The organism is Brevundimonas sp. AVps7 (assembly GCF_058681545.1).
In genome coordinates this window covers 2,247,120-2,261,303 of the sequence record NZ_CM178742.1, presented here as the reverse complement: position 1 = coordinate 2,261,303, position 14,184 = coordinate 2,247,120, and the positions used below count along the sequence as shown (strand labels likewise).

The following is a 14,184-nucleotide window of genomic DNA, read 5'->3' as shown; positions in this document are numbered from 1 at the left end:
CCTAGGCCTCGACGTGCTGGCGGATGGTGCGCTGTTCGATCCGTTTTTCGAACGTGCCCAGAATGATGCGATCGACATAGATGCCGGGCGTGTGGATGTGGTCGGGATCGAGGTGGCCGGTGGGGACGATGTGCTCGACCTCGACCACCGTCGTCTTGCCGGCGGTGGCCATCATCGGATTGAAGTTGCGGGCCGTCTTGCGGAACATCAGGTTGCCTGCCGCGTCGGCCTTCCACGCCTTGACGATGGCCAGGTCGGCGACGAGGCCGGTCTCCATGACGTAGTCGCGTCCGCCGAAGTTGCGAACCTCCTTGCCCTCGGCGACCAGGGTGCCGACGCCGGTGGCGGTGAAGAAGGCCGGAATGCCGGCGCCGCCCGCGCGGATGCGCTCGGCCAGGGTGCCCTGCGGGTTGAACTCCAGTTGCAGCTCGCCGGCCAGATACTGGCGCTCGAACTCCTTGTTCTCGCCGACGTAGGACGAGATCATTTTCGCAATCTGGTGTGTCTCCAGAAGCTGGCCGAGGCCGAAGCCGTCCACGCCCGCATTGTTGGAGATAACGGTCAGGCCCTTGACGCCCGAGGCCTTTAGCCCGGCGATCAGGTTCTCGGGGATTCCGCACAGACCGAAGCCGCCGGACATGACGGTCATGCCGTCGAAGGTCAGGCCCTCGAGCGCCGCAGCGGCGTCGGTGAAGATCTTGCGCATCGTTTCCTCGTTTATTTCACCGACAGATGAATATCGGTGCCTTTGACGCTCCTTACGGCGGCAGGGGCGCGGGGGCAAGGTAGCGAGGTGACGCGGCGAGCGCCAACGGTAAGCCGACCGGCGCGAGACCTGACGATTTCCGACAGCCGGTTGTTTTCGGACAATCGATGATCTCTGATGGTCCGCGGAGCGAGGGGCTCCGCAGGGACCATAGAGATGCGGATCATTCTGGCGCTGGGCGCACTGGCGATCATTGGCCTGTCGGGCTGCGTCGAGGATCCCTATGGCTACGGTGGTGGTTACGGGCCGGGACCGGCCTACGGAGGCGGAACCTACGGCGGCGGCTATGGCGCGCCGGATCCCAGCGCACGGGCCAACTATGGCGAAGAATACCTGAGCTCGGGCTTCGACGACGATCCGCGCACGATTTCCGTGACGTCGGGTGGGGAGATCGATGCGTCGAGCCTGGGCGGAGACTGTGTCGGCATGATCTCGCGGGCGCCCGACTTCCAGCTGACCTACGACGCCGGCAGCCTGCCGCTGACGTTCGGGGTGTCGAGCTACACCGATGCGACCCTGGTCATCAACGCTCCGGACGGCAGCTGGTACTGCGACGACGATTCCGGCGGCGGGACCGATCCGGAGGTCAGCTTCTATCGACCGCAGTCGGGCGTCTACGACGTCTGGGTCGGCGCGTTCGATGGTGACGGCGGGGACGCGGAACTGTTCATCACCGAGCTTCGGTGATCGAACGGTTGTCTTTAGCCGAGCGATGATATCTGATCCGCTGGTGCGGATCTGGCGCCCTCATTCGTTTTGATGACGACGCCTCGCCCGGGCGGGACGACATTATGGCGTATGGGCGACGGGCGTCGCCTCGTGGAGAGGTAGTGTGATGAAGACCGGTTTCGGATTCGCGTTGGCGCTGGGCGCCGCTCTGGCGCTGTCGGCGGGCGCATCGGTTGCGGCTCCGCCGAGCGGGCAAAAGGGTCAGAAGAGCCAGACCCCGGCGGTGGACATCAGCCAGAACGCCACGTTCGGCTCGGTCAACCTGAGCTCCGGCTTCACGCCTGATCCGTACCGGATCGACATGTATTCGGGCGGCTCGGTGGACGCCGCCACGGTCGCCAACGGCTGCGTGGGCATGGTCGCCACCGCCCCGGACTTCCAGCTGACCTACAGCGCGGGCAGCCTGCCGCTGATTTTCGGCGTCACCAGCGACAACGACACGACCCTGGTCATCAACGGGCCGAACGGACGCTGGTACTGCGACGACGACTCGGGCGAAGGGACCAATCCCCTGATGTCCATCCCTGACCCGCAGTCCGGCGTGTACGACGTCTTCGTCGGCGCCTATGGCGGCAACGGCGCGTCGGCGCAGCTCTACATCACCGAGCTGAACGGCAACGCCTACGGAGACGGCGGTAATCAGAGCAACTATGCGGGCGCGGTCGATCCGTTCGAGGCGGCCAATTACGGCACGGTGACGCTGAGCGCCGGCTTCACGCCCGATCCGACCCGGATCAACATGCGCGCCGGCGGCACTATCGACGCCCAGAACATCGCCTCGCATTGCCGGGGCTTCGTCACGCGCGCCCCGGATGTGGAGGTGAGCTACTCGGCCGGGAGCCTGCCGCTGATCCTGAGCGTGGACAGCAGCAGCGACACCACCCTGGTCGTCAACGGACCGGACGGCCGCTGGTATTGCGACGACGACAGCGGCAACGGCAGCCTCAACCCGGCGCTGCACATCAACAATCCGATGAGCGGCACCTATGACGTCTGGGTCGGTACCTACAGCTCGGGCATGAGCCAGCCGGCGCGGCTCGACATCAGCGAACTGTATTCCAATTAACCTTTATCCTCGTGCGTGGCGCGTGCAGCATGGCGAGGTCGTCTATCGCTGCGCTATAAGCGGAACCTGAGTTTCCCGGGTCGGGGTGGGGCGTTTGCGCGCGGGTATCAATGCAGTGACGGCGGCCCTGGTCGTCGGGGTCCTGATCGGTCTGGCGCTGACGCCGGATGGTCGCGGCTGGCTGCGTCGTCCGACCCTTATGCCGGGCAGCGTGGCCAGCGCCTCCGCCAGCCCCCCGCCGGCGTCGGTTTCGCCCGCCGCCCTGCCCGCCGCCCCGGCCGCACCCGCCCTGACGCCGCTGGCCGCCCGGGCCGCGAGCGGACATCTGAGGATCGGGGTGTTCGGCGACTCGATGGCCGACGGCCTCTGGACCGGCCTCTATCGCGAGATGCGCGACCAGCCGGGTGTGACGGTGACCAAGTTCAGCGAGGTCTCCACGGGCCTGAGCCGCTATGACTACGTCGATATCCAGGCCAAGACCGCGCGCCAGATCTCCGAACAGCCGATCGATGCTGCGGTGATCCTGTTCGGCACCAATGACGCCCAGGGCATCAGCATCGACGGCGAAATCCACGACTTCGGCACCGACGGCTGGAAGGCCGCCTATGCCAGGCGCGTCGACGATCTGGTGGCGATGCTGCGGGGTCAGAATGTGGCGGTCTACTGGGTCGGGTTGCCGGCGATGAAACGGGCGAGCTTCGACGCCAGGATGATGCTGATCAACGGGGTCGTATCGGCGCGGATGGCGGCGCTGGGCGTGCCTTATATCGAGACCGAAACGATCACCCAGAACGCCGAGGGCGAATACGACGCCTACCTGCCGGAGACCGGCACGGGGCGGCGGCGGCTCATGCGGGCCAATGACGGGATCCACATGTCGATGGCCGGCTATCTGCGCATCACCGAGCCTGTCGCCGCGCGGCTGAAGCGGGACGCGGGGCTGTCGAGCCCGGTTGCAGAACCGGCGGCGTGATCCGGGCGCTGGCCCTGCTCGCCGGTCTGGCGCTGGCGGGATCGGCCGTGGCGCAGGAACGCCCCTATACGCCTCTGCCGTCGCCGGTCAGCGCGACCTGTCCGGGCGGTCTTTGTCAGCCGGAAGGGTTGATCGCGTTCTTCGCCGCCTTCGGTCAGCGTCGGCCGGTGAACATCGTCCAGTTCGGCGACAGCCATACGGCCGGCGGGGACATCACCCGCTCCCTGCTGTGGCGGCTGCAGGGACGGTTCGAGGGCGTGCCGATCCACCTCACTGCGCACGGCGTGGTCGGGGCGACGCTGAACGGCATGGCGGGGCGGGAGCCGCTGTTCGATGACGGCGAGGCGGGACCGAACCTTGTCATCATCGCCTATGGCACCAACGAGGGGTTCGACGAACTTCTGGACCCGCGCGCCTACGAGGCCCTTCTGCGGGGACAGATCGAACGGTTGCGCCGGGCGGCGCCGGGGGCGGCGATCCTGATCCTTGGCGCGCCCGAGGCCATGCGCGGCGACGGGGGCGGGCGCTGCGCCGGTGACGCCGACTATCGCTGGAAGGCGCCGGAGATGCTGTCGGTGGTGCGGGACGTGCAGCACCGGGTCGCAGCGTCGACGGGCGTCGCGTTCTGGGACTGGAGGGGCCGTATGGGGGGAGACTGTTCGGCCCATGCCCTGACCCAGGGGGAGACGCCGCTGATGCGCGGCGACCATGTGCATTTCACCGGCACGGGCGGAGACTGGATCGGGTCGCTGCTGGCCGTCGACATCCTCGCCGCCTACGACCGACGCCGAGGGGGCTGGTAGAGTGCTGTTCCCGACGCTGGCGTTCGGCGTGTTCTTCCTGTTCGTCTATTTCACCGCCTGGTCGCTGGATCGCGACAACGGGCGGCGCAAGCTGTTCCTGCTGCTGGCCAGCTGGTTCTTCTATGCCCAGTGGGACTGGCGGTTCGTCGCCCTGCTGATCGCCTCCGCCATCCTGAACTGGGGCGTGGCGGCGCTGATCGCGCGCTCGGACGAGGCCGGGCGGCGGAAATGGCTGGTCGGGCTGGGCGTTGCGGCCAACCTGCTGATCCTGGGCTTCTTCAAATACTACGGCTTCTTCGTCGAAGAGGCGGGCGACCTGCTGACGCGGTTCGGGTGGGAGCGCGACCTGCCGCTGCTGCAGATCGTGCTGCCGGTGGGGATCAGCTTCTTCACCTTCCAGGGCATCAGCTATGTCGTCGACGTGCATCGCGGGAAGACGCCGGTGGCGAAGTCGCTGCTCGACGTCATGCTGCTGATGAGTTTCTTCCCGCATCTGGTCGCCGGACCGATCGTGCGGGCGTCGGACCTGTTGCCCCAGTTCGACCGGGCGCCGCGGCTGACGCGCGAGATGGCGGCGCATGGGCTGCTGCTGATCTGCTGGGGTCTGTTCAAGAAGACGGTGATCGCTTCGGAGCTGTCGGTGCGGCTGGTCGATCCGGTCTTCTTCGATCCGGCGGCCTATGGAACGCTGGACCTGATGGCGGCGGTCTATGGCTATGCGGTCCAGATCTATTGCGACTTCTCGGCCTATTCGGACATGGCGATCGGGATCGCGGCCCTGCTGGGCTATTCCTTCCCGCGCAACTTCGACCAGCCGTATCGCGCCAGGTCGATGCAGGACTTCTGGCGGCGCTGGCACATCAGCCTGTCGAGCTGGCTGAGGGACTACCTCTATGTGCCGCTGGGGGGCGGCAAGAAGGGGCTGATCCGGTCGTGCCTGAATGTTTTCATCACCATGCTTCTGGGCGGGCTGTGGCACGGGGCGGCGTGGACCTTCGTGGCCTGGGGCGCGCTGCATGGCGGGGTGCAGGTCGTCGAGCGGCTGGGACGGGCCGCCCTGGGAGATCGCAAGGGGCCGCCGGCTTGGCTGGGGGTGCTGGTGACCTTCCACATCGTCTGCCTGGGCTGGATCCTGTTCCGGGCCGAAACCTTCCCGATGGCGATGGAGGTGCTGACGGGTCTGGGTCGGTTCGAGGCGGCGACCCTGGTGACGCCGTTCGTGCTGACGCTGATCGTCGGCGGTCTGGCCATGCACTGGTTGCCGCCGCGTGCGGCCGAGGGGATCGCGACCTGGCTGAAGCCGGCGCCGTCCCTGACGATGGGTCTGCTGGTCGGGGCGGCCATCCTGCTGGTCGAGGCCGTGCGCCCGGACGGCGTGGCCCCCTTCATCTATTTCCAGTTCTGAGGGAGGCGATATGAGCGACCGTCCCGACGATCCCGAAATCCCGCTGGAACCCTTCCCTGCGGCGATCCCGGCCAACCCCTTCCCGCCGCTGGAGGGGGAGGCCGAGCCTTATCTGGACGACCCCGTCGAGGACGTCGGTCAGAATCCCCCCCTTCCTGTTTCAGGGGCCGACTGGATCGAGACGGCCGACGCGCACGACCTGCCGACCGCGCCGGAACCGGTCAATCCGCTGCTGGCGCTGGGGCGGTTCGCCTTCCCGCCGGGAGAGCCGCCGGACGAGGAGGGTGTCGCCGCGCGCGACCGCCGATGGACCAGCCGGATCATTGTGCTGGCCACCGTCTTCCTGCTGATTTTCAACGCCGTCTCGATCCAGAACTGGTCGCGGCAACAGGCGCCGGGCTGGGTGACCACAACGGTGCGACGAATGGCCGATGTCTGGGCCGAACAGATCGCCCAGCTGGGCGCGGACCAGCCGAGACAGGCGGTGCGCGACGGCTATGAGGCTTCGCGCGACGCGGAGTGGGCGGGGACGCCGAAGCGCTAGAGGAAGCCCAACCCGCGCGTGACCATGTTCCTGAGGTTCGGGAAGATGAGGTCGAGGTTGGTCTCCGACACCCCCATCCAGCGGCCGAAGGTGGCGGCGTACTGGTCCACCGAGGTCGTCGGGATCAGGTAGGACGAGGTCATGTCCGGGTTCCGGAAGCTCGTGCCCTGATCCATGCCGATGGTCGGGAACTGGCCGTAGATGTCGCCGCCCCTGACCGACCCGCCCATGACGAGATGGTGGCCGCCCCAGGCATGGTCGGTGCCATCGCCGTTGGTGGTGAAGGTGCGCGAGAAGTCCGAGGCGGTGAAGGTCGTGACCGCCTCGCGCATGTTGACGCCGCCGAGGTTGCCGAGCGCCTCGTCGAAATAGGCGAGGGCGGAGGCGACCTTCGACAGGTTGTTGGGCTGAGCGACGTTCTGGACGTCGTGGCTGTCCCAGCCGCCGAGGCTGACGAAGAAGACCTGGCGCTTGATGCCGAGGGTCGGGCCGGCGGCGATCATGCGGGCGACCGTCTGAAGCTGGACCGCCAGGGAGTTGGTCTCGGTCGCCCCGCTGATCGGGTTGCGATAGGCGGGCGCCGCCAGGACCCCGGTGACGGCGGACGAGGCGAAGGTTGCGTTCAGGGACGTCGCCGCGCCGAGGGAACGGTCGGTGGTGGTGGCGTAGTCGGCGGCGAACAGGCTGGCTGATGACGTATCCCGGATCAGGTCGCGCACGCGGCCGGGCGCGACGGTGGAGCCGAACAGGCTGGTCCCCGATTGCCCGTTGATGACGACGGCGGGCTGGGCGCCCGTGCTCATCTGGTACTGGACGACGTCCCGGCCGGACAGGAAGACGGCGTTGCCGGCCGTTGAGACGGCGGTGAACAGGGCGTTCGTCCCGTTCATTCCGGTCAGGAGGTCGCTGAACGACCCGCCCCAGCCCCGCTGGGCGCCTTCCACCCGTCCGGCCTGCCAGGTCGACTGCTGGTCGTTGTGGGAGAAAAGGTTGGTGGGCAGGGTGACGCTGCGCGCCTCGTACTGGGCGCGCGTGACCGGGCGGATCAGGGTGCCGATATTGGCGACGACGGCCAGGCGACCGGCGTCGAACAGGGTCTTGGCCGGGCCCATGAAGGGATGCAGGCCGAAGGTCCGGGTCCCCCCGCTGGTCGGAACGGTCTGTATGGTGCGCGGGACAATCGGAAGGACGCCGCCCCACGCGTCGGGCGATGCTGCGGTCGCCACGCGTCCGGTCAGGGGATTGGTCGCTCCGACCGCGGTGGGTGCGGTCCCGACGGGCATCAGGGCAATGGGGTCGGCGCCGGTGTTCCGGGCGCTGAAGTAGCGTGTCCAGGAGCTTTGATCGGTCGCCAGGACCATGTTGTTCGCGTCATTGCCGCCGAACAGGAAGACGCAGACCAATGCCTTGTAGTCGGGCGCGCTCTGGCTGACGGCGGCCCCGGCGGCGGCGAGCTGCGCCGCAAAAGGCGCCGCGGCGCCCAGGATGGACAGGCCGCCGCCGACACGCAGCAGCTGACGACGGGTGTGGATTCCGTGGCTCATCGCTGCACCAGATATTCGGGGGAGACCATCGTCATGTAGACGGCGAGCTTGGCCCGGTTGAGTTTGGCCGTGGCGATGGTCGCCGCATTGCTCGCAGTGGGCGCCGGGATCGCGATGCTGTTCACGCTCTCGACGAGACGGGCACGAAGGGTTGGGCTCATCTCGCCGTACAGCAGCATCCGATCCATGCGATCGACAAGGGTGTTGGCGTCCGCAGCGATGGCGATCTCGTTCACATAGGCCGAACGAACGTCCGAGCCCGAGCCGATCCCTGTGCCGATCGCGGTCTGCATGGTGTTGGCGTAGCCGGCGACCGTGACCTCGTCGACGATCTGGAACTCCGGCGCCGTCAGGCCCTGGGCTCCCAGGCGGGTGTTGGGCGGGACATAGCCCGGCCGGTAGAAGTTGAAGACCGAAGGCGAGGTCAGCGGTGACTGCCCGAGGGAGGTGTTCGCGCTGGTCGAGGTGATCAGATAGTTGCCGCTGATCGAGGTCGCCCCGAAGGCGCGCATCCAGTTGGTCAGACGGATCATCGGCTCGCGCACCTTGCCGAAGCTGGGGGTGGAGGCGAGGGACGAACTGCGTGCTTCGGGGTCGAGCAGGATCGCCCGGATGACGGCCTTGAGGTCGCCGCGCACGCCCGAGCCGTTGTTGATGAACACCGCCGAGCAACGCTCGACATAGGCCGGCGTCGGGTTGGAGGTGACCAGCCGCTGGATGATGCGGTGGCACATGAATGGCGGAACGTTCGCGTGGTTGAAGATGGTGTCCAGCGCGATCGTCAGATCGTTGGCGCTTGCGGCGCCGGCCGGGATCGTCGTCCCGAGGAAGGTCTTGGCCGTGATCGAATGATAGTTGGCATAGAAGATCATCGGCCGCACCGAGGCGTCGACGTTGCGCGACCCACCGGCGAAGGTGGTGTTCGTCGGCGTCGGGCTATACCAACTGTAACCGGTGAACACCTTGGCGAGGTTGGAGACGTCGTCCGAGGTGTAGGTCGGGATGGTTGCACCGGCGCCGTCGCGGCGGGGCGTCCCGTCGTTGTTCATCTGGTAGGTGCCGATGGACATGAGCTGGAGAACTTCGCGGGCGAAGTTCTCGTCCGGCTTGCGGCCTGAGGTCGTGTCTTCTTTCTGGTTCGCCAGATGAGTCAGGTAGCGACCCATCATCGGGTGCAGCGCCACCTGCTCCAGCAGGGTGCGGTAGTTGCCGAAGGCGTTGGCGCCCAGCATGTCATAGTAGGAGGCGGCGCCACGGACATCGACCGCGGCATCCACCAGGGAGATGACGAAGATCTCCGACAGGGCCAGCTTGGTCCGTTCGCGTAACTGGGCCGGGCTGGTCGCGGCGTAGAGCCAGTAGCTTTCGTAGAACTGGTTCGCGCTGAGGCTGGCCGACGGATTGGTCAGCCGCATCTGCATCAGGCGGTTGTCCATATAGGCCAGATGCGACGAGGAGACGGCGTTCAGCTGGCCGTCCAGGTAGGCCCCGTAGCCCTGCGCCAGGACGGTCTTGATGTCGTTGTCGGTCGGCCCAAAGGTCGTCTGGGTCAGGAAGCGCGCCGCCGTCGCCGAGTTCAAGACAGCGTCTTCGACAGGCGTGGTGCGTTCACCTGTGCCGCCGAAAACGGACAGTGTTCGACCGTCTCCACACGATGAGAGGCCGGCGACAAGCAGCACCGAGAGCGCGCAGGCGCGAATGCGTTTCAACACCAATTCAGACACGCACAGGTCCCCCGACCGATCTTCGCTATACTTTAACGACAGCCTTGATTGCTCTTGGTCTTACACCGTTACGGTGAATCGTTCCCATAGAACAGTTTCACGAAATCGTGCGCGGCCTGGCCTTTGGCGCGGGCTCTCGCCAAAGCCCGGGACGATGCCTTACACAATCGTGCGAGAGTGTTTTGGGGAACTTCCTATGCTGATGCGTGTCGTGCTGAGCGCCGTCGTGGCGCTGTCCGTGGCCAACACCGGGTGGGCCCAAACCGCGACGCCGCCGGCGATCGCGCCCGCCGCTACGCTGGCGGAGGAGGCTGAGGCCGAAACGCCCGAATGGGACGTGCAGAACCCGCCCGGACCTGCGCACGACGCGGCCATCGACGTCACCGAAGGCACCTGGATGGCGCTGGACGTCAGCCCGGACGGTCAGGAGATCGTCTTCGACATGCTGGGCGACATCTATGTCATGCCCATCGGCGGCGGTGAGGCCCGGGCCATCGCGTCCGGCGTCGCCTGGGACATGCAGCCAAAATATTCGCCGGACGGGACGAAGATCGCCTTCACCTCAGACCGCGACGGCGGCGACAACATCTGGGTCATGAACCGCGACGGGTCGAACCCGACGCAGGTGTCGGACGAGAGTTTCCGCCTCTTGAACTCGCCCGACTGGTCGCCCGACGGCGAGTTCATCGTGGCGCGCAAGCACTTCACTTCGGCCCGCTCGCTAGGGGCCGGCGAGATGTGGATGTATCACCGCTCGGGCGGTGGCGGGGTGCAGCTGACCACGCGCCGGACGCAGCAGAAGGACTCGGGCGAACCCGCCTTCTCGCCAGACGGCCGCTATCTGTATTTCTCGGACGACAATACGCCGGGTGAGACCTTCCAGTATTCCAAGGACGTCAACACCGAGATCTATGTGATCCAGCGGCTGGACCGCGAGACGGGCGAGGTCGAGGAATTCCTGGGCGGACCCGGCGGTTCGATCCGGCCGACGCCCTCGCCGGACGGCAAGAGTTTGGCCTTCATCCGGCGCGTCCGCTACCAGTCGACCCTGTTCGTGATGGACATCGAGAGCGGGCGCGAAACGGCGATCTACTCAGGCCTCGACCGCGACATGCAGGAGACCTGGGCGATCCACGGTGTCTATCCGGCGATGAGCTGGACGCCCGACAACTCGGCCATCGTTTTCTGGGCCGGCGGCAAGATCCGGCGCATCGACGTGGCCTCGCGCGAGGTCGCCGACATCCCGTTCCACGTCGCCGACACGCGTCGTGTCGAGGAGGCCGTGCGCTTCCCCGTGGACGTCGCGCCCGACACCTTCGACGTGAAGATGATCCGCTGGGCGCGGACGTCGCCGGACGGATCGCGCGTGGTCTACGAGGCGCTCGGCAATCTGTGGATCAAGGATCTGCCCAATGGAACGCCGCGTCGCCTGACGCGCCAGAACGACCATTTCGAGCTCTATCCCAACTGGTCGCGGGACGGCCGGTCGATCGTCTACACGACGTGGGACGACCAGGACCTTGGGACCGTGCGCGTGATCCCGGCGGGTGGCGGTGAAGCCCGCGTCGTGACCTCCAACCCCGGCCACTACATCGAGCCGACCTTCTCTCCGGACGGACGGACCATCGTCTATCGCAAGGTGGCGGACGGAACCCTGACCTCGGGTCTGTGGAGCCGCGAGCCCGGCATCTATCGCATCCCGACGGCGGGCGGCGACGCGACCTTCGTCACCGACGACGGCACCGCGCCCCAGTTCGGGGCATCCAACGACCGCATCTATTTCACCGGCCGGGTCGACCGGAACTCCGCCCTGAAGTCGGTCGATCTCACGGGTCACGACGAGCGGGTCCACCTGACTTCGGAATGGGCGGCGGACTATGTCCTGTCGCCGGACGAGCACTGGATCGCCTGGACCGAGCGGTTCAACGCCTTCGTGGCGCCGTTCGCCCGCACGGGGCGACCCGTGACCCTGTCGTCGGATGGCAAGGCCCTGCCGCAGACCCGGTTCACGCGCGATGCGGGCGACTGGCTGACCTGGTCGGGCGATAGCAGCAGCCTGAGCTGGTCGCTCGGGCCGCAGCTGTTCAGCCGCGACCTGAACCAGGGCTTCGCCTTCGTCGAGGGTGCTCCGGAGGAACTGCCCAAGCCGCCGGAGACGGGGATCAACCTCGGCTTCCAGCAGGCCGCGGACCGGCCTGAAGGACGCCTGGCCCTGACCGGTGCGCGCATCGTCACCATGAACGGTGATCGCGTCATCGAGGACGGCGTCATCGTCACCAACGGCAACCGCATCGAAGCTGTCGGCCCCCGCAGCGAGGTGACGGTTCCGGCCGGCGCGACCGTCGTTGACGTCACCGGCAAGACCATAATCCCCGGCATCATCGACGCTCACTGGCACGGGTCGATGGCGTCCGACGAGATCATCCCGCAGCAAAGCTGGGTGAACTATGCGGCGCTGGCCTTCGGGGTGACCACGATCCACGACCCGTCGAACGACACGTCGGAAATCTTCGCCCACTCCGAGCTGGCCCGCGCCGGCCGGGTGGTGGGGCCGCGGATCTTCTCGACGGGGACGATCCTGTACGGCGCGAACACCAACTTCACGGCGGTGGTCAACAACCTGGACGACGCCCTGTCGGTGCTACGGCGTCAGCAGGCCGTCGGGGCCTGGAGCGTCAAGAGCTACAACCAGCCGCGCCGCGAGCAGCGCCAGCAGATCATCGAGGCCGCGCGCCAGCTGGGCATGAACGTTGTGCCGGAGGGCGGGTCCCTCTATCAGCACAATATGACGATGATCGTGGACGGCCACACCACGATCGAACACTCGATCCCGCTGGCCCGGATGTACGACGACGTTCACGACCTGTGGCGTCAGTCGGACACGGCCTACAACCCGACCCTGGTCGTCTCTTACGGCGGGTCGTCGGGCGAGAACTACTGGTACCAGGAGAGCGAGGTCTGGAACCACCCGATCCTGACCCAGTATGTGCCGCGTCGCCTGCTGGACGCGCGCGCGCGCCGGCCGGTGACCCAGCCCGCCAACGAGTGGAACCACATCCAGATCGCGGAACAGGCGAAGGCGCTGAATGACCTCGGCGTCGTTGTCGAGATCGGCGCCCACGGCCAGCGTGAGGGTCTGGGCGCGCACTGGGAGATGTGGATGCTGGCCCAGGGCGGGATGACGCCCATGGAGGCGTTGCGGGCCGGCACCCTGAACGGCGCCCTGGCGCTGGGTCTGGATCGCGACGTCGGCTCGCTGGAGGTGGGCAAGCTGGCCGATCTGGTGGTGCTCGATGCCAACCCGCTGGAGAACATCCGCAACACCACCTCGATCCGTTACACCCTGGCCAACGGGCGGCTCTACGACGACCACATGGACGAGGTCGGTCTGCGTCAAAGGGCAAGGGCGCCGTTCTGGTTCGAGAACGAGAGCGACCAGGGCTTTGCGGTCGGGGCGACGGACGCCGAGGGACACGGCCACAGCGGGGATTGATGTTCGGCGAAACGCCGGCTCATGCCTGAGGACGATGGAACGCCGCGCCGACGCGGGCATGATGCCCTGCGCCGAATGGCCCAGCCCGAGGCGGTGGCCAAGCGATCATCGCCGCCGCCGGGCGCTGAGGGCACGATATCCGGGAACCGTCGGCGGCGGCTGGGCTTTTCGTCCTGCTGATCCAGCGCCGCCGACGGAGACCTGTATGCCCCGATACTTCTTCCGCCTCCGCAACGGGGAGGTGATCCGGGACGAGGATGGCGAAGAGCTGGCCGACAACGATGCGGCTTGTGCGGCCGCGCTTGAGGTGTTCGCCGAGACGATTCCGTCCAGGCGAGAGTCGCTGATGGGCGGCGGCGACTATGAGGTGATGGTGACCAACGCCGACAACGGGCAGGTTTACAGCGTCACGGCGCAGGGTCGGCGGTTCTGATGGTGAGCGCTGCAGAGGATCCGAACGCCAACAGCCTGTGGGCGGCGATGGCGGCGGAGGACAAGGCGGCGTTGCGTCCGCAATTGATTCTGCGCCATCTGCCGCAGGGCGACGTGGTCACACGAGCGGGTGAGCTTGTGGAGGTGGTCTATCTGCCGGTCACTGCGGACCTGGCCAATGTCATCCGGTTCGAGGACGGGCGTTCCGGGATGGCGACCAATGTGGGCCGTCAGGGCGTGACGGGACTGGCGGCCTTCCTGGCCGACGAACCCTGCGGCTGGGACGTTGAGGTGCAGATCGCCGGCGACGCCTGGGCCCTGCCGGCCGATGCGCTGCGGCGGCGGGTGCTGGAGAGTCCCCCGCTGTTACGGGTGCTGATGCGGCTGACGCACAACAACCAGGTCGAGGCGGCGCAGAACGCGGTCTGCAACGCGGTGCATACAGTGACGCCGCGACTGGCGCGCTGGCTGCTGACCATCCAGGACCGGACAGGGCAGGACGCCTTCAAACTGACCCAGGACGACTTGGCCACCACGATGAGCGTGCGGCGGACGACGGTGAACGCGTCCTGGCAGGAGCTGGGGAAGCTCGGCGGCATCAAGGCCTCACGCGGCGTCGTGCGGATCGCCAGCCGCGACGTGCTCGAGCACGCCGCCTGCGAGTGCTACGGCGCGCTGAGGCGACGGATGGTGGCGGTCGACTAG

12 protein-coding genes are annotated in these 14,184 nt (G+C 67.0%); 9 read left to right on the top strand and 3 right to left on the bottom strand.

The annotated features are described in order from the left end of the window. Position 1 precedes the first annotated feature (1 nt). Positions 2–706 carry a CoA transferase subunit A gene (locus ACW17Y_RS11255; RefSeq protein ID WP_492035790.1) on the bottom strand — a complete coding sequence of 235 codons (705 nt, stop codon included), beginning with the start codon at positions 704–706 and terminating at the stop codon, positions 2–4. Between the two features lie 216 nt (positions 707–922). Between ACW17Y_RS11255 and ACW17Y_RS11250 the strand changes: the two genes are divergently transcribed. The 6 genes from ACW17Y_RS11250 to ACW17Y_RS11225 all read left to right on the top strand — a co-directional run bounded on the left by ACW17Y_RS11250 (position 923) and on the right by ACW17Y_RS11225 (position 6,286). Continuing rightward, positions 923–1,453 (top strand): peptidase S1, encoded by a 531-nt coding sequence (locus ACW17Y_RS11250; RefSeq protein WP_492035789.1) that lies wholly within the window; start codon positions 923–925, stop codon positions 1,451–1,453. A gap of 148 nt (positions 1,454–1,601) precedes the next feature. After that, positions 1,602–2,561 carry a peptidase gene (locus ACW17Y_RS11245; protein WP_492035788.1) on the top strand — a complete coding sequence of 320 codons (960 nt, stop codon included), beginning with the start codon at positions 1,602–1,604 and terminating at the stop codon, positions 2,559–2,561. 94 nt (positions 2,562–2,655) lie between these two features. After that, positions 2,656–3,534 carry an SGNH/GDSL hydrolase family protein gene (locus ACW17Y_RS11240; protein WP_492035787.1) on the top strand — a complete coding sequence of 293 codons (879 nt, stop codon included), beginning with the start codon at positions 2,656–2,658 and terminating at the stop codon, positions 3,532–3,534. After that, positions 3,531–4,337, top strand: a complete 807-nt coding sequence (locus ACW17Y_RS11235; protein WP_492035786.1) for a GDSL-type esterase/lipase family protein — start codon at positions 3,531–3,533, stop codon at positions 4,335–4,337. The genes ACW17Y_RS11240 and ACW17Y_RS11235 overlap by 4 nt, the downstream gene beginning before the upstream one ends. Position 4,338: 1 nt before the next feature. Next, entirely contained in the window at positions 4,339–5,742 is a 1,404-nt protein-coding gene (locus ACW17Y_RS11230) for an MBOAT family O-acyltransferase (RefSeq protein ID WP_492035785.1), read from the top strand. A 10-nt stretch (positions 5,743–5,752) separates the two neighbouring features. Then, positions 5,753–6,286, top strand: coding sequence for a hypothetical protein (locus ACW17Y_RS11225; RefSeq protein WP_492035784.1), 534 nt, complete (start codon positions 5,753–5,755; stop codon positions 6,284–6,286). Here ACW17Y_RS11225 and ACW17Y_RS11220 read toward each other — a convergent pair. Beyond that, positions 6,283–7,830: a DUF1501 domain-containing protein gene (locus ACW17Y_RS11220; protein ID WP_492035783.1), complete on the bottom strand. Its 1,548-nt coding sequence runs from the start codon at positions 7,828–7,830 to the stop codon at positions 6,283–6,285. The two genes, ACW17Y_RS11225 and ACW17Y_RS11220, sit on opposite strands and share 4 nt — an antisense overlap. After that, entirely contained in the window at positions 7,827–9,410 is a 1,584-nt protein-coding gene (locus ACW17Y_RS11215) for a DUF1800 domain-containing protein (RefSeq protein ID WP_492035782.1), read from the bottom strand. The genes ACW17Y_RS11220 and ACW17Y_RS11215 overlap by 4 nt, the downstream gene beginning before the upstream one ends. A 340-nt stretch (positions 9,411–9,750) precedes the next feature. Between ACW17Y_RS11215 and ACW17Y_RS11210 the strand changes: the two genes are divergently transcribed. From ACW17Y_RS11210 to ACW17Y_RS11200, 3 genes are all read left to right on the top strand, one after another. Then, positions 9,751–13,047, top strand: coding sequence for an amidohydrolase family protein (locus ACW17Y_RS11210; protein ID WP_492035781.1), 3,297 nt, complete (start codon positions 9,751–9,753; stop codon positions 13,045–13,047). Positions 13,048–13,252: 205 nt separating this feature from the next. Further along, positions 13,253–13,480, top strand: coding sequence for a DUF6894 family protein (locus ACW17Y_RS11205; protein ID WP_492035780.1), 228 nt, complete (start codon positions 13,253–13,255; stop codon positions 13,478–13,480). Further along, a complete protein-coding gene (locus tag ACW17Y_RS11200; protein ID WP_492035779.1) occupies positions 13,480–14,184 on the top strand; it encodes a Crp/Fnr family transcriptional regulator in 705 nt (234 codons plus the stop codon). The genes ACW17Y_RS11205 and ACW17Y_RS11200 overlap by 1 nt, the downstream gene beginning before the upstream one ends.